Here is a 21,391-nt window from a genome sequence, read left to right as displayed (position 1 = left end):
AAATCATGGCAGAAATCCGCGGATGCTCACCGTCCTTCCATCTGTCACAATAGTCACAGCCCCTCTTTGGGCTGTCTGCCAGACCGAGCAGCCGGCCCTGTCAAGCCGGTCCAGGGTCTCCTGGTGGGGATGCCCGTAACGGTTGTCCCTCCCGGCCGAGATCAGCGCAGCCTGCGGCCCTGCCCTCTCAAGGAAATCCTCGCAAGTGGAATTCCTAGATCCATGATGGGCTGCCTTCAGCACATCATATGTTTTTTCCAGCCTCTCCATAAGAAGACTCTCTCCCTCTCCTTCCACATCCCCTGCAAGTAGCATGTCAAAATCCCCGCAGGATAGATCCAGCACAAGGGAAGCGCCGTTTCCCGGTTCCAGCTCATCTCCTTCCCCGGGCTGGAGGCAGGTCACGGTCATACCGCCCCGGAACAGGGCCTGCCCCCTCTCCATGACCGCAAGGGAAACGCCCTGGCTTTCTGCCTTCCCGGCCAGCGCCCTGAGCTCCTCGTCCCAGAATCCGGTGGCTGGAAGCACAAGACACTCCATCTGCACCCCCGTCTTCTGCCTGTCCAGCAGTTCCTCCACACCGTTCATATGATCGCCGTCCCCGTGGGTCACAAACACATAATCCAGTTTTTTCACGCCCCGGGCTTTCAGGAAAGACTCAATTCTGTATCTGCCAGCCTGGCTCACATCACTGCTTCCACCGTCCACCAGGATGCAGGTCCCATCAGCGGCCCGGATAAATATGCTGTCCCCCTGGCCCACGTCCAGCACAGTGATCTCCACCCGGCCCATTCCGGACACGGGCTTTGCCAGGATCAGGGCAGCGATACCAGCCAGCACCGGGACAAAGGCCTTTCGCTTTTTATATAAGATCCACAGGACTATGGTGAGCCCGAGAGCGCCGTAATAAAAGCAGATCACGGCCATATCCGGGCGTCCTGTCACGAGACGGCTTCCCGGCAGGGACAAAGCAACGCGGCAGCTGCTCTCATAAATATCCAGCACCCGCCCGCACAGCCAGATCACCGCCTGTCCGGCAGGTTCTGCCGCCATGTAGAGAAGGCTGCCTGCCATCCCGGCAAAGAGCAGGACAGACATAAGCGGGATCACCAGAAGATTCAGCAAAAAAGAATACACTGGAAATTCAAAATAATGGTATAAAGTGACTGGGAAAAGGATCATCTGCACGCCCACACTTGCCCTCAGCGCCTGCCTTAGACTCGTTTTCGTCTGTATCCGGCAAGGGCCTTTCTCTGACATACCGGCAAGCTCTCCCAGGATCCACATACCCAGAAGAGCACCAAAAGACATCTGAAATCCTCCGTCATAAAAGGACAGAGGCTGCCACAGGATGACCACCACCGCGGCCGCGGCCAGGGCTGTGACCATGTCATAGACCCTGCCCGTCATGTCCGCTCCCACCCGTATCAGGAACATGACAAGGGAGCGCAGCACCGCCACGCCCGTCCCGATCATAAGAATATAGAGAAGCAAAAAACCGATGCCAAGGAGACCCCCCGCAAGATAGGAGCCTGTCCGGCGTCTCAAAAACTGGTAGGAGCCAATGCCGATAAAAGACAGATGGAGCCCAGAAATGGCCATAATTCGTACCTTAATTTACGTATTGGGGTTTTCTACAATATAGTTACAGAGTGAACAAAATTGAAGCTGTTAGGAGCGCTGTATCTTAACTGTTTCTATTCTGTCTCACTCTTATTGCATTTGAGTCGCAGATTCTAAACTGTATATTTTCTCCCGTCAATTTCCCCATAAAAAGGGAGCTCGTTTTCTGAGCCCCTTCTTTATCTGTAAATTAATACAGTCCTCTTATGAAATGTGCCTTCTTACGATTTAATGCTTTCTTTAATTTTTCTTTTCGTACTATGGGTTAAACTGTCAATGTCCCTTTTAGGATCTGTGCTATTTTATTTGTGGTTTACAGCCCCACATTTATTCTAGATGAGGAGTTCTCACTTAAACCTAAAGATCTGTCCTTCCCATATATAAAGTAGCGGTGTTTTTAGTGTTAAATAATTAAATGAAACGATATTGATTATTAATATACAACACCGTTTCATTTAATAAAATTACAACTTTTTCATAAGAGAATCGTACAAATTTATTCGTCGCTTTCATTATCTTTTGTCACTCTATCAACAAAATCCTGCCATGCTTTTCCTTTCAAGCTTATAGCGACTATAATTACAGCCAAGCACCCAATAACAAGCACACCAACAATTATCTCTTCCATCCAATCACCTTCTGCCTATTTTGCGCGTCGACCATAGCAAGTACTTTCAGCTGAAGCTGTTATATACCCCTGAGTCTGAATTCCTGACATTACAATATGCTGGGTAGTTTTAAGCTTATATTCATAATTTTTACTTACAGATCCATATTTTGTCTCTACAGCCTTTTTCTGAGCCCGAAGGATAATATTTAATACAAGTCCGTCAATGTCATCTCCGTCTACCCAGGTCCTATGAGTTATATAGTATCCCCCAGTGCCGTCATACACTCGTTCGGATTCTCCCCATGCTTCACTTGTACTGTAAGCTTCGATAAGAATATTTGAAATTTCCTGAACTGAAAGTTCAGAAGAAAAATTAGTGGGTAAATTTTTCTCGTTTTCCATTGCCGCTTCAATTTTACTTTCCGTTGCGCCATCATGATCAGCGGCAAAAGCTATTGTTGATGAGCTAATCGTGAGGATACCAATTAATAATGTCGAAAATAATCTTTTAAATTTTTTTCTCATAATTTCTTCTCCATATTTAAATTGAACTCAATTATTAACCATCTTCATATTTATAATTTTTTCTAACCCCTTGGAAATACAGTGCTTATTTGCCTGCTATCTATTTTTTACTTATGCAGTATTTATTAACTCTATCCAATGGTATGCACTCCTTTCATAATGCACTTATTGCGAATGTCCTATCACCTTACAGGATATCAACCCTTTTATGCATTATGTGTATTTTATTACATTTATTTCTATGATTTTAGTATAAATCAACCATTTATAAATGTCAACAATATATTTTTATAATATACATTCTGTCACTTATGACCTATTTCCACTTTTCATTGAATATTGCCATTCTTCTATACGTCAAAAGACAAAAAGGCCATCGCTTTATAGCTAATCACTCATCTACTGCTGTCTCCCCCATGATATCCATTAATCTAATCGGTTATCAACCGTAAACATCCCTGACAAATAACTAAACTCTTTATCCATACTGCTCACTTCTATGCTACGTATGGGAGTCATATCGCTTATATTATTTATATCATATACATATATTTTCCAATCAGATAATATATAAATTTTCTCATTCATTATTGCCATCTGTTCCATACCATGTTCGAAATGGTAATTTTCTATTTTCTTTGTTTCCAAATCATAAACACTCATCCCGCCCCCTACCTTTTGGACAAGATCATAATGGGACACATACAAACACCCATCATATATAGCCAAATCCAGTGCATGTTTTTGTTCTAAATATATAATCTCCAAAGAGTTCGTAACAGTATTAAATTTACCAACTGTATTGGTGGGATTGTCCGTAGAATCGCTTAGGCTTGTAAAAAAAATATAATCCTTATACCCTACCGCTTTATATTGATTTGTTCCGCACTCACTAATATCAATGGAACCAAGTAATTTTAACTCCTCATCATATTGATATAAAAAGGCCGGGGTAATACCGTTTTCTGGAGTTTTAGTTACAAAGGCATAGAGCGTATCGTTTTCACATATCAAATTACTAACGTAAACATCGGGAATTTCTACTGTTTTTGTAGACTCATTATTCATATTACATCTATTAATATACGATACCCCATTTAGATTATTACAAGTAAAAATATAATTATCAGCCACTGCAATACTATTCATCGCTATTTGCTCAATGGAATATTCCTCTATATCTAAATCCGTTAAATTTATCTCTAATACTTTTTCTTCGTCCTTTTTATTGGCATACCCCTGCGGTATAATATACAACTCATCTCTCAATACCAGTGGTGTATAAAAAATATCTCCGACAGTAGCAAATTCTAAAGGAAGTACACCTATTTCATTCAACTTATTATCATAAAATATAATCCGACTTTCTTCTTTGTTACCTTTTGTTTCAATTACACCCACTTCAATATCGTCAGTTGATACTTTTATTTCTTGCTCTTTATCGCACCCGATTACAGTCATGCAATATAATGATATAATAATCAATAAGACATTTCTGCATTTCTTCATTGCCATCACTCCTCCATAATACTTACCCAATAGAAAACCGCCCCAAAGGTAATTCTTGTTCCGGTAATAACAAATACCTTTGGGGCATATCTGTTTAATTATATCAAATGATAACTATACGTCCATACATTCTTTATTTCTTATAAATAATCGTCGTATTGGATGAATCCACAATCTCGGATGGATGAATAGCTGAAAAAAATGCATCCGTATCTATGTTAATACCATACTTGTCAATAAATGCCGCATATACTAAGTGAGAGCAATAAAATGCATCACGCCTCTCCTTATCCATCCAGATCCAATTATATGGCTTATTCAACTGGTTATAGCACCAGTCAGCCGCAGCCGCATCTTCAGAGGTTGTGGTGCCTTTTACGGTTACGCCATAGCATGTGCTTTTTGACGTATTCCAATTATTTGCCCCAGTAACGACCCCATTTTCTAAAGACTCTACAACTCTATTGCTTGAGTAAACAATAGCAGCATGCCCAGTAGGAACAACTCCTTTATATTTATCATCTGTAACTAAAATTACACCTTTTCTAGTGGGATAGCGCCCTGTTGCTCTAGTCACAATATTATGAAATTCTCCATTTTCGTCTTTATCACTATATACGGGAAGATTGGAGACTTTCTCCTGGAGAGCTTCAACCTGTTCCTCCGGAAAAACCTCATCTACAGAAGGAGTAACATCTGCCGCATACACTGACAAACTCCCAAGTAAACAAAACGAAAAAACCAAACATAAGGAAATTAACATTTTGATTTTTCTCATCATAAACTTCTCCTCTCCATACTAGCTATCCGCAAAACTGTAATTCATAGGTTATCATAATCATTTTCGGACACCAAAGAATTACTAGCGGAATCGCTATATATACGAATCTTTTCTTTCACTTTGATCCTATTTCCCTTACTGTTCCCTGAACAGCTACAAATCAGTTTACTGCAAAAATATTACAGAAAGAAAGATTATAGCATCCTACTTTCGGTAGCTATAGCGAAACAAGGTTATGACCATTTGTACCAAAGACATAAACTATACTTGCTACAAATTTATTAATATCTTGTACTGTCCATCGGAATCCCTCCTTTTTAACCAGCCTTTTGCTGATCCCTGATATTCTCCGTTCAATTTTCTTAACTTTAAAATATCATATTAAAATATATTTGTCTACTATATATTTCTATAAAATGCATTTTAAATTATTGTATTTTATGTTATAGTATTTATAGGAAGTATCTGAGAATAATCATTGACTACATAGCCAATAGAACTTACTTACCCAACTTCCCAGAAAATATTATTGAAAGGTGGTTGATGATCCTGGCAATGTTTGCCCGGAAGATTATGGATTATAAAGACAGATTTAAAAAGGGTTCCGTTGAAATGCTTCTGCTTAAAGTTCTTTCTGAAGAAGACTGTTATGGATATCAAATTACTCAGATTATTAAAGAAATCTCCCACGGAAACATCATTGTAAGGGAGCCTTCTATGTATCCGATTTTATACAGGTTACAAGAAAGGAATCTCATTTCTTCTTACAAGCAAAACGGAAATGGTCGGATGGAACGTGTATATTATCACATCGAAACAGAAGGTCGCAAAGAACTTGAGAAATTAATTTCATCTTATACCCAAGTGCATGAAGGAATCACAGCTATATTAAACTATAAGTGCTTAGAGGATGGTCTAACATATGCAAAGTGATTGTGTAAAAGAGTATTATCGTATTTTAAAAGCCATTTTCCCACTGAAATCGTACTATGAAGCAAAGTTCTTAAAGGAATATAAAAATAGCCTCATTGAATTTTCCAACCATAAAAATCACTGTACTTTTGATGATTTAGTGGCAGAATTTGGTTCTCCACAAGAAGTGCTACTTGAATATATGGATGCACAAGATTCTACCGAAACTTCAGCTGCAATCAAAAAACAGAATACAAGAAAATATATTCTTCTATCCTGTGCATTATTTTTGTTTTTGGGATTATTAATTTATACTACTTTTCTATACGGACTGAACCAAAAAGTTGAAAAGGCTATTCCTGACAAAGTTAACACGACAATAATAGATGATAAGGAGGAATACGATTGAAAACGAATCTAAAGAAGACTGTTTTGTGGATCGTAAGCGCAGTTCTATTTTGTAGTTTTTCTTCTCCCACCATTACACATGCCTCTACTCAAATGCAGGTACTGTCTAAAGAAGTGACTTATCTTGATGATGGAACTTACTTCGAGACAATCATCTATGAAAATGACGGGCCAAGCACGAGAGCCAGCAAAACTAAAACTGGAACAAAAAAGACCACTTACAGTGCTGATGGTAAAGATTTATGGTATGTTTCCGTTACCGGTACTTTTTCATACACAGGTAGTTCCAGCAAATGTACTTCCGCAAAGGTAAAAGCCGAATCATACAATCAATACTGGAAAATCAGTAATAAGAGCAGCAGTTACAGCGGAAATACTGCCACAGGTAAGGCTACCGCTAAATTATATTATGGCCCCTTGCCTGCCGCAACTGTTAATGAATCAGTAGTGCTCCATTGTGACTCAAATGGTAACTTGTCCTAAAAAATATTTTTATCTTTAGCCCCAAAAACAACCTGTCTCCATTTTCCATTGTTTATAACGAGTATGGAGATAGGTTGTTTTTTGATTTCCAATACGCCCTTCTTCCCAATTGTTTGCAACAGCGGCTCCACATTCTCATATCTAACAGCGCAGTATCTTCTCTGTTTCAAATCTGTCGCCCCCCGTTGCTTCTGTGTCGCCGAATATAATTTGACTCTTCAATAAGCCCATCCCTTTCCTCACTTTCATCTTTAGTTTTAGCACTTAAACTGGAAAAAGGGAACCCAGCTTCCTAGCCGAGCCCCCTCTTTTCTCTAAATACTGTTACAGTCCTTTTATAAAATTTACATCCTTACGATTTAATGCCTTCTTCAATCTTTCGTTTTCCTTCTTCAGATCTTCATTTTCCTTTTTCATCTTTGCAATCTGAATTTTCAAGATTTCGTTCTGACGCAAAATTGCATGATCAAGCACCATTTTCTTTTTATGGTAAAAGACCATCCCATCCTGCTGTTTTCTTGCTTCTTCCAAGAAATCCCTTACTTCCTGATTCTTATAGAAAAAAGTTCGGGAATAGCCTGTTTTCTTAACCAAATCACATACAACTAATTGCTCTCCATTCTCTGACATTTCCCGGATCACACGGATTGCACGCGCGACTCTCTCCTTGCTCTCCTGCTTATTCTTCTCAACCATTTTCGAATATTTGCTCATATCCGTCCCACTCCTTCACAATATCTTTGAGAATCTCATCTAACGTCTTTCTTAACTCCTTTGTCTCATTTTTCAAAAGCTGACCGCTTGTCCTACGATAACGATATACCGTAGAAACTCCTCTATGCCCTAGTAAATGCGCTATGGCAGCATCGTCCAAATGAAGTTCTGTCAATTTCACACCATAGGTATGCCGGAACAGATGCGTTCCAAACCCCATTAATCCACCTTCATCATTTCGGATATCATTTTCATAGATCATCACATATACTTGATGTTTTAACATGGAATACTGAAATGGCATTTTAGGATTCTGTTCATTTACAAAAATATACTCTGTTTCTCCATATTTTTCAAAAGTATATTCCATGCTCTTTTTTATAAGAGCCGCAGCATAATCCGGAATTGGCTTTTCATAATAGGAAGTCTTCACCTGATACATTCTCAAAATGTACTGCCCATGTTCCTTATATAAACAGTCTGTTCTTAATGTTAAGGTATCCGATATTCTCCCGCCAAGCATCTGGTGCAGAATCAGTGCCCTTGCTACCTGTTCATCCAAATTCACGATGTGGCGGTTCAGCCTTTCAATCTCTGCATCTGAATAATACCTAAAGACTGTTTCCGGCATTTTCGGCATATCATTCTTTATAAACAGTTTTCCCAAATAAGGCTTTTCAATGTTCTTTCCTACCTGTGTTAATATCCTCTTTAAATGGGCCAGCTCTGTTTTTTTATTCTTACGATTTGAAGGTTCTGTTTTCATATGGATCAGATAGCCTTCTATTACCTTACGCCCTACTTCACCAAAACTTTGCACCTTTGGATACTTATCCAACAGATAATCAGCAAAACGCCTAGCTGCACGGATGTCAGATACAATGGTTCCTGCAGACTGATATTTTAGGAAAATATAACAAGCTTGCTTCACTTCTTTCCTAATTCCTTCCTGGCGAATTTCTCCAAACTTCAATGTTCGAATTGGACCTATCGGATTTTGACGGATTGGGAAATCAAAATGATCCAGAACCCATATATCCTTTTCTTCCTCTGGCAGATCCACTTCCGGATAAAGAAAACGGAGCAGATGTTTCAAAAATTTAATTGGCTGAGCCTCTTCTATTGACCCATTTTCCCGCTCTTTTGTTCGATGATGGCAGGTGATTTTATAACCGTTTTTTATCATCCATGCTTTTAATCGTATCAGTAATTCTGTCTCCTGCACCTGGAGAAAGCTTTCTGTATGGGGAAACCTTTCTTTCATAAAGCGTGCCACAATTTTATATTGGAGCGTAGCTCCATCTATTGACGACAGACTTAACCGCTCTGCACAATCTACAATGAATGTACGCATCTCTTCCCTTTGTCCTTGTGTCGGCAGAAGGTCAAAATCAAAATAGTGCTGCTTCATAATCTCCTGTTTATGTTCTGATACCTTTCCCACTCTTTCACAGCATGGAAGTTCTTTTACATAGAGTCTATTCTTCAGATGCGCCATACCTCCTTTTCCATTCTCCTGCCAGGCTTTCTCTCGATTCATAATATTCCTGGCTAGATTGATCAATACATTCCTGTATGCAATCTATATATTGTTTTGTCATATTCTCATGTTTGTGTCCTAAAAAGTCCCGAATCACCTGGATCGATGCCCCATACTTGTACAACATCGTTGCTATGCTGTGCCGGTAGTCATGGGTTTGGAATACATGATCTTTGCAACGAATCTGATGTGCGTTACAGAAGTCCACCATCTGATGCCAGTACCCATTAGCTGAGTATGGGCCTCCCTGTTTATTTTGAAACACATACTGATTACCTTCAATTCCCTTTTTCTGTATGTAAAACATCATCAACTTATAAAGCATCATCGGAATTGGGATGACCTTCTCCATTCGCAGCTTGCTTTGATATATTCGCAGCCAAGCCGTATCTTCCCGGATATAGTACCCATTTTTACGGATCATACAAACCTCATTGATTCTCAATCCCAAACACCATAAATGTAGATACATCAATCTTAAATCTTCCGAGCAGACCACTAAGGAATGTAGAATCTGTGTCACCGTGTTTTCTGGTACCGTCCGGTTATGGTGCTCATAGACGGCCTTTTTCCTATAATACTCTTGGTAAAAAGGAATCTTCTTATAATATCCTCGTGCTGTCAGGAAGCGGAAAAACGCATAAATCCGTTCCACCTTATCGTTAAAAGTTCCCACTTTATTTTTTTCTTCTCCTAAAAGTCGGAAATACGCATCAATATCTGTCCCGCTTAATGCATCCACATTCTTTCCTTTCCCATCCAAATAAATCAGAAACGCCTTGATAATATAAGATCCCTGAAAAATGTTCTGAATGGAACAGCTACTGACCCCTAACTGATATTTCAGATACTCCTTTGCAATATCCCGATTCCTTCCCTTTTTTATTTCCAGAAAAGAAATGCGGTTGACAATTCTTGAAGGATTGTACCGCGTTTCGTCTGCACGGAATCGTTCCAGATACCAAACATTTGCCTCCCAGTTTATTTCCGGTGCCATGAGGAATAATACCTTAAATACCCTCTCAGGAATCTGTCGGCATTGCACCATAAGTTTTTTATTGACATGCATCTGTGTAAGAAATTTCTCTTTCTGCTCTAACTCCAAAAGATCAAGCGCCGGTATCTTTTCCCGGACGCAAAATAAGTACAGTTCTTTTAAAGGACGGATATATACATCCAATTCCTTCAGTGTATCCGTATGCTCCAGTGCATAATTAATCACATCTAAAGTCTGTTGCTTCAGTTTTTTCTCAGCCGGCAGGGAAAAGTCCCAGACCAACTTTTCTTTGTTCTGCACATTGAACATTTTTTTTGCTATCATATAATCTGGGTGATAGGCTAAATAAATTTTCTTTTCTTCCAGACGTAGCCTGACTTTTCCCACAAACGGCCCATAAGCGGCTTCTCTGATCTGATGTAATTTGATACGGTCAAATTCTTTTAAGTATGCAGACTGATTCACTTTCCCGTTTATTTCCTCTGAAAGAAATTCCGCATATTTTTCCCGCAATTCATAATCCATCTCCTTTAAGTGATGGACTCCTTCCTGTATCAAAAAATACTTTACTTTGTTTAATAGAGTAGGTTTTACTTCCTTACATTCCTTCAGTTCTTCCAGAAGATCTGCATAATCAAGGAGCTGATAGTGCCGTTTCCACTTTTTTAACGATCCCTGATAGGCCGTCAACAACGGTTCATATGTAACGCCGTGCTGTCTGAGCCATAAAGGGTATTGATCCACGGCCTGATCTGTTATTTCCTTAAGCTCGTAGATCCCGCAGAAACAAAGATATTCAAATCCGTGGTTTAAATAACTTCTATTCCTTGGTTTGCAATCTTCTATTTGCTTTCTCAGATATGCTTCCTTCGCATTCTCTTTTTCTTCGAAGTATTGCTTTACTACTGCCATGCATTTCACCATCCCTTACAGCAATTTGTCTGCCATATATAAAGCCTTATTTTTCCGGAACAGCTCATCTGTCGCATCGGCCAGTTCCTCATTTCCAATATTGATATAGTCCATTGTCGTTTCCAATTTTTTATGCCCCAGTGCCTTACTGATTACTTCCAATGCCCAGCCATTTTTCCTTCTTTCGTTTGCGAAATAGTGCCGAAGCATATGAGGCGTTACCTTAATCCCTGTTTTCCTTGTAAGCCTGCGTAGAAGTGCGCTGACCGCATTTGCTGTCAGTGCGCTGCCGGCCGTCTCCCCTTTGATCACAATAAACAGATATTGGGATTCCTTCATAAGATCATGATATGTAGCATAGTAAAACAGCAGGATATCGAAAGTTTCTTTACTGACCTTCGCCCAGCGGTCCTCTGCATATTTTGCTCTTGCCTCATTCTCATTGTCTTCTCTTGGCTGTACCCGAATCCGGTAGCCTTGATAGTCGATATCTTCTATATAGCGCACTCCCAGAAGTTCTCCGATCCGAAATCCTGTTTCCGCTAACAGCAGGAGCAAAAGCTGATCCCGGCAATTGGTACATGCTTCCAAAAGCTGTATAATTTTTTCCCGTTCGATGCTGCGTCCTTTCGTCTTAGTCTCTTTAAGGTAGCCTGTAAACGATTTGCAAACCATTGTTTTTCTAATACCTACGGATGTAGTATAAGTAATCGTCCGATCCGACAATACCTTCAGGCTGCCGAACTGTTCATACTCCAGCTCCATGAACTGATAAAGCCCGAATACTTCACGCAAATAGCTGTTACAAGTTGCATTTAAGCAGGTTTTTGCTGAAGGTGTCTCCAGATGTTTTCCGCTCTTGATCCAGAACAAAAACTGCTGGAATAGTTCCATCTGCCTGCTGTATGCTAAGTCGTAGACATCTTCAAACTGCATATTCCGCTCCCGCATATATTCCATAAAATAGGATAGCGTCCTGGCACTCCGCTCTACTGTATTAGGAGAGCAGTTTGCTTTCGTTTTATGCTTTAAATATTTTGTCGGGATCAAACAGATACTTGCATCTTCTGTTCTCCGAACCAGGAAATATGTCTTGCCGTCAAACTGCACACTTCCCACCTCGTAATGCTTCATAGCACTCCTCCTTTTATATTACATACTCCTGTAGCCCATATTCGCATGGAACATACAGCTTTCCATTTTCCATACATCGGAAAATATCGCAGGTTTTATCCGTGGATTTCTGATAAAACGCTTCAGGACTGTAAGGGACAATTCCCTCGTCCTCTGTAAGGCAATAGCCTTCTCTAAAAATCCCTAATTCAATGTCCAGACGGAGCCTGCGAGTGATCTGATAGAAATCTCCATCCTTTTGTTCAAATTTTCTTACCGGCATAAAATGCTTCCCTCCATACTGAAAAGTCATATCACGCATTCTGATCATACCTCCTGTTTCTTTCGCCTAAAAATAGGTTAAATCTGTAGTTTTTCTCCTGAAAATAGCAAAAGACACCAAAAACCCGGGAGATTTTCAGTGCCTTTCTTTTTATGCTTCTTTCAGCCAACTGTCCTTTTACCAAAATAAAAAAAGATACAAAAGAATGCCTTTCTTTGTACCTTCTTCACCTTCACAATATCTGCTAAAAAATAACTTCCGGCAAATACCAGAACCAAATACGCTTATGAGGTCTAACCACATTAAAATCAACTATCATCTTAAATTTATCATGTAACTTCTTACAAAGCAAGCATTTTTTCGCAATATCTTCGTATTCCTATTTCCTATTGCAAAATGCTTCAGGGTGATTTTATAAGCCTCTGACAGCTCCGTTCCTGTAATCCTGAAATTTTTCAGACTTTGATTTTCACTTGCAATTTATTTTGCATTCTTGGCATCGAACGTATATATGCATTAAAGATCCAACTCAATACATTCAAGAGTATTTATCCTGAAACTTAACCATATAACAATTCCTCCTTCACATCTGCTATTTGGACAATCGTAACATATGTCACCGTATTTATAGGAAACTTATTCTCCTTACATAAATCAGCAAACAGCCTACTTAATTCCTGCTCGTCAAACGCATTTATATCCATCTGAGTTTCGTCTTCTCTCCCTTCATTATCTGCAAAACCAACATCAACACACATAGCCTGCCCGGTTTTGAAATACATTCCATCTGCCATCCATATTTCTTTATAAATTGTTTTATATTCATAACTCTTTATCTTTTCTCTCTGAAGCCTCTTTGGCATCAAGCGCATATGTAAAACTAATATCCTGTTTAATACACTCAGGGGCAGTTGATGTCTTCACCTTTACCTTAATATGACATCTCCGTCATCAGCTAATCTTCTGCTCACCCCAGCGCACGCGGAGTTGTCCCTTTTCATCCTCTCCCATAACCATCATAAGCCGGAACATCTCTGGATCTACGCCAAAATATTCATATAGTTCTTCCTCATCCGCCTCCTGTTTTTTCATAAATCGATTAATCTTTTCTTTTGATAAAACCATCTTTAAAAGGTTCATCTCAATAGATTTTTCGTATGTCAAGAAATATACATTTTTAAAATGCTTAGAAGTATATCGGATAAACCGAAAATAATATTGAGCCATAGCCGCATTATTGTAATACAATTCTGGAAGAACAATCTTGTCAACAAAATCAATATTCATGGATTCTGACAAGCTCTGCTGTGTAGATAAAAGGATTCCGTTCTCCGTCTTTTCCAGTATATCAATCACCTTTTTTCTTTTTTTACAAGATACTTTCCCCGTAAGGATAAACAGCGGACGGTCGGGAAACGCTTCACGTAAATACTTTTGATAGGATTGGACCACCTCAATATGCCGGACCCCTACCGCTACACGCTCTTTCTCCCACATCTGTATCATTTGAATCAGCCGCAGGAGCTTTATCGGTGCATCATCTGATGTATACTCAAACATCAACGAAGGATCTGCACACACTCTCAGGAGCAGAAGCAATTGCTGAAGGATACGGAACACGGCATCCTTTCTTGGGTTATCCAATTGGGCAAAATAATTCCTGCGTATGTCCTCAAATTTATCAAGCGCCTTCTGGTATATTTGTTTCTCTGTCTCACTAAACGAGCAGGTAATCTGATGAATACGGTATATTTTCCGGCCGGCCACCTCTTCAAAGCTTCTGGTGATCACCGTTTTATCTAGCAAGTCGCTTAAATAGGAGGCATTATAAATATCTTGGTTCTCTTTTTTAACGCCGAATACCGTAATCCTTTTGGGCAGATGAGATCGGGAAAACAATTGATATCCCCTGCGGTATGCAGGGAATGGACGCATATAGAAAAAATTAGGCTCCTTTTTCAGCACTTCGTTTTTTATCCGGTATATTTCCGGATTCAAGGAGAGGTAATTGATAGAATTATTATAGAGCAATTCTAGCTGAGGCGCAGCTTCTGATACATGGTTCCTGGTCAAAGTACCTGTCGCCAATATTTTATATCTGCATTTTCGAAATACTGCAAGCATCGCTTTTGTACGCCTTGAATATGGATTGCTGATCGTATCACTTTCATCAAACACCAGCATCACTTTCTGGCTCTGTGTTCGTATATAGTGTTTCATTTCTCTTTTCAGTGCAGTAAGCTGATTGATTGTCAGCAGGATAATCTGTCCTCTTCCTATTTTTCCGATATCTTTTCTATTGGTGACCCTCAGATACTTCACGTGATAATCCTGCAGGACCTCTTCCCATGTATTGTTGATTGCTAGGGCTGTGCCGACCACGAGGACATTGCGTATATTCGAATATTTTAGCCGGTACTGGGCCATTGCCAACATGCAAAGTGTTTTCCCGGTTCCCATGGCAAACTGTATTGCTCCATAGCGCTTTTGCAAAAACCGGTTTACCTCTCTTTTTTGAACCGGATTTAAGTAGATCTGTTCTCCGCTCATCTCACTGGTCACTGTCCAATTTTCCAGGTAAACCTCAATTTCCGGATCCATTTCCATCTCCATAAAGGGGCGATTCTGATTCTCATATTCCCGGCGTTTCCGTCGCAGCAGTTTTTCATATCCAGGAATCTTTTTTTGCTGCAGAATACAGTCATTAATGGAAGAAATCAGCCATTCTTCGCCATCTTCCCTATAATCTTTTCTCTTAAACCCGTAATTTGTCTTAACCAGGCAAATCCGGTTCTCATATCGCCGGTTTGCACTGGATAATGTTCCTTTTAGATAGCGTAGGACATCGCTTTCTTTTATTTTTGTTTTCTGCCATTCTGTCCAGGACATATCCGGTGGTTGCTTCTGGGTATAGTATTTCTGAAGCAATGCTTCACATCTTCCTGCCCGGTGCCTTAAATTTTTATTGCGCTTGATATCGAAAAGCAGTTTTGTCGTTCTTTCCAGAAATTTTCTATCCTCACAGGAATTGAGATTCAGGCTTTTCCCTTCTAAATAAATCTTTGGCGCATTTCCCCTTTTCTCGCACAGCAGCGGTTTAATATACTTTTCATATAATTCTTCCGAAGATCCACATACTGTCTTACCTGTCTGATAGGGACGTGTCGTAACATAACAGCTCCTTTTCTGGAGGATCATGACCTTTGTACGGAAAGTTTCAACTCCGCTAGTACGAAAGGTATCTGCCGGCAGATCAAACTGCAGGATCAAATTGAACCATTGGTTAATCATAGATATATCCGTCCCGCAGGTAAATGGATCAGCCAGAAAGCTTGCCGGCACGATCACAGCCAAAAGACCGGCAGGCTTCAATATCTGATAAGCTTTCTTACAGTAGTACATTTGCGAGGATATGGGATTTTCACTGGTCCCCCATTCCAGATGAAATGGCGGATTTCCAAAGACTACATCCGCCGGAACGTAAGGAGTATATTCTCGGATATCGCCATATTCTAAGTTTGCTTTTGGGTAAAGATACCGTGCAAATTTCACCGCATTGATATCCAGTTCTGTTCCATAGATATTCTCTTCTACTGGCAGATAATTATAAAAATCGCCTTTCCCGTATGTCAGATCATATATTATATCGTGTTCCTCCGGCCGGATACATTCCACAAGGAATTGACAAACCTTCGGTGGGGTAAAAAACTGACCGGATTCTTTTTCCTTTTTAGCTTGTGTATACTCATGAAAAGAAGCATAGTCTTTCCGATCCAGGCCATGCAGCCCGCCGTTTCCCGTATAGCAGTTAAAGATATCCTCTTTTGTGATTCCACTTTCTTCTACTGTGTGGGTATTGATCAGATAAAGGATCTTTTCATTGATCTCCCTGCGCATTTCATGCGGTATATGGACATCACGATTTACTATGTATTTCTGCATCATGCCGCCTTTCTGTTCTGCAGATATTCTGCAGCAAATTCCCTGGCATATGTACCGCTCTTAAAGATTACATCCCAGCGTCCGTTTTTAAAGTATTTAAATTTTATAACCTTGCTGCCTCCCACTTCATGTTCGTCAAAGATTCCCGTTTTTTCTGATGTATACAGGTCGTTGTTTGTAAAGAAACGCTTTTCCCAGTCCGGGTAGATATTCTTTTCCTGTTGTTCCGAATCATAATAGGTTAATACCCGCAATATGGTCCTATATTGATCTAAGCCCAAGAGAATTTCATACTATTTTTTATAGTCCCGTCTGGCATATGTTAAGCCTGTAAAAGAAATTTTGGCATTTGTAAGGTTATAATCTCTATGCTCCATCGCATTTTTAACCTCCTGCCTGATTTCCTGTTGTAATTTTTCTTTAAAATCAAATCCATCCAAATACTGAAAAATGTCGTCTATAATCACATGATAATCAAGTTTTGAGCGTAATAGCATTTCCTCTTGATATGCCTGATATTCTGCTTCATATTGTTCGCTCTTTTCTTTACGTCCCCTGCGTCCTGCTTCCGAAAAGTAAGAAGCAGAGCTTTCAAAAGAAAAGACAGGCTTTTCCGGTTCCTGAATCGAAATATACTTTTCATATGTACCTGCACTCAGATCCAATCCGTATCGGGAACGGAAATAAGTAAAAATACGCTCTACCAGTTCCTGGTGTATAGATGTAATAAGATCCATCTGTGTATTTGTATCTGCAATGATTAGATTCTTGTGGTAAATATTATGCGAAGATACATTCTTTTCATCCAATTTGCTATGAAACTCTGTTTCCTTATCATGTAGCATCTTCATTCCACGAAACATCGCTCTATAATGTCGAAGTACACTTTCATACATATGCTGTTGTGTTTGGCAAAACCTTTGATCCTCCCTATCAAGACAACTGGTATTATCAATTTCTATTTTCTCAAATTTTTTTAACAACTGATTCATTTATCCACTCCTTTCCCTCTTAATCTTGAGTGTTTATTCTCTCTGGTCTTTAATCTCCATGCTCATTCTAAAAAGTCCGATAAGCACAAAAAAGACACCAAAAACCGTCAAAGTTTCTGATGTCATTCTTTTGATATTTTTATTAAACTCACAAAATCTGCGCCTAAAACGCGCCATTTCAGATTAGCTCTGAAATAAAACCTTGATGGCTGAGGACTTCTCAGCACAAAAATCAAAACCATTTATAGGATAGCATGTTGGTTTAAAACTGTCAACAATTCAGAGGCATATATCCCCCTCTCCTCTTCGCAATCATAAAGTACATCTTTTCTTGACTGCTACGCATAGTCAGCTATCGTCAGCCTCTTATACTCACGCTACCTATACAACATACGCTGAATTTCTGTCATGCCATTAAGATCAAGATTTTTAAAAGCCGGATGTTGAGGATATTCTCTCTGCAAAAGAGCATTCCGCTCTTTTCCCTGCATGGCATTTCCTTCAGCTGCTATGTACATATAATACGGATCACATTTACCAAAAATACACTTTTCATGATTGGTCAGATCCTTTTTTTCATGATACATCTGTACAATCTGTTTACGTGCTTCATACCTGTTCATACGCTTTATAAGAACACTCTCTTTATAAGTGTCAATATCCTTGGATAATATCTCAATAGAAAGATCCATAATATGCTTTTCTAACACAACAAAACTATGATGTACTGGATAAGTAACACCTCGAATAAAAAGCCATCCCACATACTGTTTTGCCGGGTATCCTGCTTTTCTGAGTGCATTTACCAACTTTTCCGAATTTGTAAAGCACCTCCCCACCTGAGGAACAATCGAATCAAAAATTCGAGTCACATCATCCCTTTCTAACGGCAATGTATTATCTGAAGTAAAAATCTGGCATGGCTTTGTCTCCAAAGGATACATTCTAGACGGAATGATCACCTTTGATTCCGTACCTGGGTTAACCACTATCCTGTCTTTTTTCTGTATGTACTGAAACATAAAACTCCTTAAAAATCACTATGAATATACTGGCTCTATTGCTGATTGTTCAAAGAAAAAGGCTCCAGTCCTGTAAGCAATATTGTATGTTCATCATTAAAGCACCTGCCCCAAAGATCACTGTGCATATTTCCGCCCCTTTCAAAGAACAGACTTCACACCATTAACAACTTTTCCTATAAAAGGAAAAATAATCGGGTTGTCACTAATACGCTCAAGACAAACTAGAAGTATGACAAGAAAGCATATCCATATCGATAAATACATCTTCTGTGACTTACTGACTGTTTTCTTCATGTCCATAATTATTTTGTCATCCTGAAAACTTTCTTTTATATCATCATCAGTTAATATCTGATCATATGATTGTTTTAGTTCCTCATAACTATCGTATACTTTTTTCATCTGGTACTGTGATTGTTTAAAGCTAATAATCAAATAGACAACTGAACCTGCTAAAACCAGTTCAAGGATTGCAGTTATATCCCTCGTAAATATATTATCCAGAGGTTGATCTGAAACAATGTTTGCAATTATAACAGTAAACAGAAAACCAAAAATAGCGATTAAATTTGTCTTGAATTTATCCAAAAGTTCTGTTGCATATTCACCCGTCTTTGAAACAATGCCACTGATAAATTCTGCCACTTTATTTTTCAATTCCAGATATTGCGTCACATTTTCCTTCAAATATAAATTATAATTCGATAGAATCGCTGCTAAGACCTTCGAATCCAGACGCAGTAAAGGCTCATACTTACAATGTAAACAAATAATATTTCTGGCAATAAGAGCCTTATCAATAGAACTTCCACCAGAATAAATCCAATCATAAACTTTATATAAAATAGGATTCCCCTCTATATCTTTTAAATCATATGTATATTCCACAGAACGTTGCCCCAAAATCTGTAGCTTTAGGTTTCCTCTCAAAATTGAAGAATTAGATGCTAACATACACAAGGATAAAATAGTTTCGAATTTTTGAAACAGTTCAACGAAAGGATTTCCTTCATATCCAACAATTATCTTGAAATCGTCCGGCAGCAACTCATAGTGGTCTTGGTTATAGAAATATGATGTTTCACGGCACTCCTGCAGTCGTTGCTCTCTGTCAAAGTCTATATTGACTTCCTGATTATTCGCCCCAATAAAAAACATCGTTTTCGTAAAAAAAATATTTCTATTATCAAATAGATCGAAAACAATATAACCTTCTGACTCATTTAGAATTAAGGAAAATGCATTCAAAGCCTGCTCAATCGGCAGCCGAATCAAATCTTCTGCAAATTGTTCAAAACAATACACCGAGAAATGCCTGTTCTGGATTTCTTTATTTATTTCAAGTTTTACAAATATTTGTTCATCTTCCAACAGCTCGCCTATGAAACTGTTGTATTCCGCTTCCGCAGTACTCTTATTAAACGTAAATCTCTCGTCGTTTTCTGTAAAAAGATATATCCTTATATCGTCTCTTGATGGAACACTTTGTATCATATCGAATAATTCTTGGAATTCCAGTGGTACTGCTGCCGGAAATGAAAAAGAAACTTCGTAAATCTTTCTGCTCTCTTTTTCAACTAAGTCTGAAATTTTATTTTTAATTTCTTCAAACACACTCTATTCCTCCTACACAGATCACTCTTGCCGCTTAAATATCCGATATGTATTTTCATCATTCACTCGAATCTTAAGATATTGTTTTCCGTCACTATCCTGCTGCGACCATATAATATCTTTCAATTCCTCTATTCCACCTGGTATCCGAATTTGAATGCCATTATACACCTCATAGGTTTTCCTCATGGAGGATTTAATAACGGTAGGAACCGTACTGAACTGACGGTCAAATCCTTTCTCCTGTGGCAAAGTTTCTAATTTCTCCAATAAAATTCCTTTTGTCTCTTCCGTCATGTCATTTGGGACATAATTTCTAATCGTTTGATCAAGCATCTCACTATAATCAAAGTGTTCCACACTGTTAAAATAAAGATACATTGCATTTCTAATTATCATATGGTCATGCGGCGCCACTTTTTTTAGAGTCCGAGTCAATGCTGAATCTACTGACTGAAATGCCCTTTTCGTATTATACTCATCGCTTTGAAGTTCTACTAACTCTAAAAAGTCATGCCACCAATATTTTGCCACCGTATTAGAATAGATTCTTGCGCTAAACGTTGACGCCTCGGTATCATCAATATCAAACAGACAAGTTTTCCAAATTTTCTTTGTATCCTTGGAAAATCCCGATTTTATACTATAATCTGTATCATCAAAGAAATCCGTATGTTCAACTTTCGCAAGAAGAAATGAAATATTTTCTTCATTCTCAATCAATGCTAATATTAGACTACCCTTCTGTACATTAGTATCCAGCTGCGCAATCCTCTCATTTGCTTCTTTCTCTTTTCGAAGCAGGCGATCAGCTATCATATCTACATTTCGTGTAATCAAATCCAAATCTTCCTGTTGTCTCACGATCTCTAATATGGCAGTTATAACCTCTGTATTTGCAGACTGTGTCCTGTATTCACGGACTGATGTATTATTATTGATATAGGCTATCAATTGTTCAATATATTCGCTGAAATTCGGCATGATATCCCTTGTCAAAACCTCATTATTCTCATAATCAATCACCCTTATAGCCTGCGTAATTACTCTCATCTGACTTCTCCTTTGTGTTTAATCCTTTTCCTGAACACATAGCTACAGCTGCATTTTTATCAGGCCTCATCCTCAGTATATCTGTGTGCCGGTTTTAAAACTTTTTATTCAAGTATATCATACAGCATAAAAAATTTAAACTTTCTTACCTGCATATACAGTCAAGTTTAGTTCTATCTTCTCGTTCTCCTCTTCTGTCCTCCTACATTCATCTGCAGAAATTACGGATAATTAGCAGTTATCCATTATATTAAATCGTATTTGCAGTATTTTTTCATCAAGGAATTTTCAGATATTTAAAGGATATTATTATGAACAATAAAAAAAGAAATAATAAGAAAACTAATAATTGGGA

20 protein-coding genes are annotated in these 21,391 nt (G+C 38.8%); 3 read left to right on the top strand and 17 right to left on the bottom strand.

Features of this window, described 5'->3' with window-relative positions; translation table 11 throughout:
• Positions 1-3 precede the first annotated feature (3 nt).
• The 5 genes from INF30_RS05750 to INF30_RS05735 form a co-directional block, all read right to left on the bottom strand.
• Positions 4-1,602, bottom strand: a complete 1,599-nt coding sequence (locus tag INF30_RS05750; RefSeq protein ID WP_226394520.1) for a DNA internalization-related competence protein ComEC/Rec2 — start codon at positions 1,600-1,602, stop codon at positions 4-6.
• Positions 1,603-2,119: 517 nt separating this feature from the next.
• Complete coding sequence (locus INF30_RS14625; protein ID WP_264176865.1) at positions 2,120-2,251, bottom strand: hypothetical protein; 132 nt, start codon at positions 2,249-2,251, stop codon at positions 2,120-2,122.
• Positions 2,252-2,266: 15 nt separating this feature from the next.
• Positions 2,267-2,758, bottom strand: coding sequence for a hypothetical protein (locus tag INF30_RS05745; protein ID WP_226394519.1), 492 nt, complete (start codon positions 2,756-2,758; stop codon positions 2,267-2,269).
• A 426-nt stretch (positions 2,759-3,184) separates the two neighbouring features.
• The gene (locus INF30_RS05740; RefSeq protein WP_226394518.1) at positions 3,185-4,267 is read right to left on the bottom strand and encodes an LVIVD repeat-containing protein; all 1,083 of its coding nucleotides are present in this window, start codon (positions 4,265-4,267) and stop codon (positions 3,185-3,187) included.
• A 133-nt stretch (positions 4,268-4,400) separates the two neighbouring features.
• The gene (locus tag INF30_RS05735) at positions 4,401-5,048 is read right to left on the bottom strand and encodes a YiiX/YebB-like N1pC/P60 family cysteine hydrolase (RefSeq protein ID WP_226394517.1); all 648 of its coding nucleotides are present in this window, start codon (positions 5,046-5,048) and stop codon (positions 4,401-4,403) included.
• Positions 5,049-5,591: 543 nt separating this feature from the next.
• On the opposite strand from INF30_RS05735, the gene INF30_RS05730 reads away from it, so the two are divergent.
• Genes INF30_RS05730 through INF30_RS05720 form a run of 3 tightly spaced genes read left to right on the top strand, consistent with a single transcriptional unit; the run spans position 5,592 to position 6,851 of the window.
• Positions 5,592-5,981, top strand: coding sequence for a PadR family transcriptional regulator (locus tag INF30_RS05730; protein WP_226394516.1), 390 nt, complete (start codon positions 5,592-5,594; stop codon positions 5,979-5,981).
• On the top strand, positions 5,971-6,369 hold the full coding sequence (locus INF30_RS05725) for a DUF6120 family protein (protein ID WP_226394515.1): 399 nt from the start codon (positions 5,971-5,973) through the stop codon (positions 6,367-6,369). Before INF30_RS05730 ends, INF30_RS05725 begins: the two co-directional genes overlap by 11 nt.
• Positions 6,366-6,851, top strand: a complete 486-nt coding sequence (locus INF30_RS05720; RefSeq protein ID WP_226394514.1) for a hypothetical protein — start codon at positions 6,366-6,368, stop codon at positions 6,849-6,851. The genes INF30_RS05725 and INF30_RS05720 overlap by 4 nt, the downstream gene beginning before the upstream one ends.
• On the opposite strand, the gene INF30_RS05715 is transcribed toward INF30_RS05720, so the two are convergent.
• From INF30_RS05715 to INF30_RS05660, 12 genes are all read right to left on the bottom strand, one after another.
• On the bottom strand, positions 6,848-7,021 hold the full coding sequence (locus INF30_RS05715) for a hypothetical protein (protein ID WP_226394513.1): 174 nt from the start codon (positions 7,019-7,021) through the stop codon (positions 6,848-6,850). The genes INF30_RS05720 and INF30_RS05715 overlap by 4 nt on opposite strands.
• A 154-nt stretch (positions 7,022-7,175) precedes the next feature.
• Positions 7,176-7,565, bottom strand: a complete 390-nt coding sequence (locus tag INF30_RS05710) for a DUF6262 family protein (RefSeq protein WP_226394512.1) — start codon at positions 7,563-7,565, stop codon at positions 7,176-7,178.
• Complete coding sequence (locus INF30_RS05705; protein WP_226394511.1) at positions 7,540-9,063, bottom strand: tyrosine-type recombinase/integrase; 1,524 nt, start codon at positions 9,061-9,063, stop codon at positions 7,540-7,542. The genes INF30_RS05710 and INF30_RS05705 overlap by 26 nt, the downstream gene beginning before the upstream one ends.
• Positions 9,044-11,014: a tyrosine-type recombinase/integrase gene (locus INF30_RS05700; protein ID WP_226394510.1), complete on the bottom strand. Its 1,971-nt coding sequence runs from the start codon at positions 11,012-11,014 to the stop codon at positions 9,044-9,046. The genes INF30_RS05705 and INF30_RS05700 overlap by 20 nt, the downstream gene beginning before the upstream one ends.
• A gap of 15 nt (positions 11,015-11,029) precedes the next feature.
• Positions 11,030-11,950 (bottom strand): tyrosine-type recombinase/integrase, encoded by a 921-nt coding sequence (locus tag INF30_RS05695; protein ID WP_226394509.1) that lies wholly within the window; start codon positions 11,948-11,950, stop codon positions 11,030-11,032.
• Positions 11,951-12,161: 211 nt separating this feature from the next.
• A complete protein-coding gene (locus INF30_RS05690; RefSeq protein WP_226394508.1) occupies positions 12,162-12,449 on the bottom strand; it encodes a hypothetical protein in 288 nt (95 codons plus the stop codon).
• Between the two features lie 521 nt (positions 12,450-12,970).
• Positions 12,971-13,204 carry a hypothetical protein gene (locus tag INF30_RS05685; protein WP_226394507.1) on the bottom strand — a complete coding sequence of 78 codons (234 nt, stop codon included), beginning with the start codon at positions 13,202-13,204 and terminating at the stop codon, positions 12,971-12,973.
• A 157-nt stretch (positions 13,205-13,361) separates the two neighbouring features.
• Positions 13,362-16,355 (bottom strand): SNF2-related protein, encoded by a 2,994-nt coding sequence (locus INF30_RS05680; RefSeq protein ID WP_226394506.1) that lies wholly within the window; start codon positions 16,353-16,355, stop codon positions 13,362-13,364.
• A gap of 290 nt (positions 16,356-16,645) precedes the next feature.
• Positions 16,646-17,344, bottom strand: a complete 699-nt coding sequence (locus INF30_RS05675) for a hypothetical protein (protein WP_226394505.1) — start codon at positions 17,342-17,344, stop codon at positions 16,646-16,648.
• 377 nt (positions 17,345-17,721) lie between these two features.
• Positions 17,722-18,366, bottom strand: coding sequence for a hypothetical protein (locus INF30_RS05670; RefSeq protein ID WP_226394504.1), 645 nt, complete (start codon positions 18,364-18,366; stop codon positions 17,722-17,724).
• A 141-nt stretch (positions 18,367-18,507) separates the two neighbouring features.
• A complete protein-coding gene (locus INF30_RS05665; RefSeq protein WP_226394503.1) occupies positions 18,508-19,983 on the bottom strand; it encodes a hypothetical protein in 1,476 nt (491 codons plus the stop codon).
• A 21-nt stretch (positions 19,984-20,004) separates the two neighbouring features.
• Complete coding sequence (locus INF30_RS05660) at positions 20,005-21,036, bottom strand: nucleoid-associated protein (RefSeq protein WP_226394502.1); 1,032 nt, start codon at positions 21,034-21,036, stop codon at positions 20,005-20,007.
• Positions 21,037-21,391 lie beyond the last annotated feature (355 nt).

The organism is Claveliimonas monacensis (assembly GCF_014982975.1).
Classification (GTDB): Bacteria; Bacillota; Clostridia; order Lachnospirales; family Lachnospiraceae; genus Claveliimonas; species Claveliimonas monacensis.
Note: the sequence above shows the minus strand (reverse complement) of the source record. Positions and strands in the feature narration are given on the sequence as shown.

Excerpts from the sequence above, each read along its gene's own strand:
- INF30_RS05695 (WP_226394509.1), bottom strand. The coding sequence starts at position 11,950 with ATGCAGTTTGAAGATGTCTACGACTTAGCATACAGCAGGCAGATGGAA.
- INF30_RS05750 (WP_226394520.1), bottom strand. The coding sequence starts at position 1,602 with ATGGCCATTTCTGGGCTCCATCTGTCTTTTATCGGCATTGGCTCCTAC.
- INF30_RS05700 (WP_226394510.1), bottom strand. The coding sequence starts at position 11,014 with ATGGCAGTAGTAAAGCAATACTTCGAAGAAAAAGAGAATGCGAAGGAA.
- INF30_RS05740 (WP_226394518.1), bottom strand. The coding sequence starts at position 4,267 with ATGAAGAAATGCAGAAATGTCTTATTGATTATTATATCATTATATTGC.
- INF30_RS05725 (WP_226394515.1), top strand. The coding sequence starts at position 5,971 with ATGCAAAGTGATTGTGTAAAAGAGTATTATCGTATTTTAAAAGCCATT.
- INF30_RS05705 (WP_226394511.1), bottom strand. The coding sequence starts at position 9,063 with ATGGCGCATCTGAAGAATAGACTCTATGTAAAAGAACTTCCATGCTGT.
- INF30_RS05730 (WP_226394516.1), top strand. The coding sequence starts at position 5,592 with ATGATCCTGGCAATGTTTGCCCGGAAGATTATGGATTATAAAGACAGA.
- INF30_RS05745 (WP_226394519.1), bottom strand. The coding sequence starts at position 2,758 with ATGAGAAAAAAATTTAAAAGATTATTTTCGACATTATTAATTGGTATC.
- INF30_RS05685 (WP_226394507.1), bottom strand. The coding sequence starts at position 13,204 with ATGGCAGATGGAATGTATTTCAAAACCGGGCAGGCTATGTGTGTTGAT.
- INF30_RS05660 (WP_226394502.1), bottom strand. The coding sequence starts at position 21,036 with ATGAGAGTAATTACGCAGGCTATAAGGGTGATTGATTATGAGAATAAT.
- INF30_RS05710 (WP_226394512.1), bottom strand. The coding sequence starts at position 7,565 with ATGAGCAAATATTCGAAAATGGTTGAGAAGAATAAGCAGGAGAGCAAG.
- INF30_RS05735 (WP_226394517.1), bottom strand. The coding sequence starts at position 5,048 with ATGATGAGAAAAATCAAAATGTTAATTTCCTTATGTTTGGTTTTTTCG.
- INF30_RS05670 (WP_226394504.1), bottom strand. The coding sequence starts at position 18,366 with ATGTTTCAGTACATACAGAAAAAAGACAGGATAGTGGTTAACCCAGGT.
- INF30_RS14625 (WP_264176865.1), bottom strand. The coding sequence starts at position 2,251 with ATGGAAGAGATAATTGTTGGTGTGCTTGTTATTGGGTGCTTGGCTGTA.
- INF30_RS05690 (WP_226394508.1), bottom strand. The coding sequence starts at position 12,449 with ATGCGTGATATGACTTTTCAGTATGGAGGGAAGCATTTTATGCCGGTA.
- INF30_RS05680 (WP_226394506.1), bottom strand. The coding sequence starts at position 16,355 with ATGATGCAGAAATACATAGTAAATCGTGATGTCCATATACCGCATGAA.
- INF30_RS05675 (WP_226394505.1), bottom strand. The coding sequence starts at position 17,344 with ATGAATCAGTTGTTAAAAAAATTTGAGAAAATAGAAATTGATAATACC.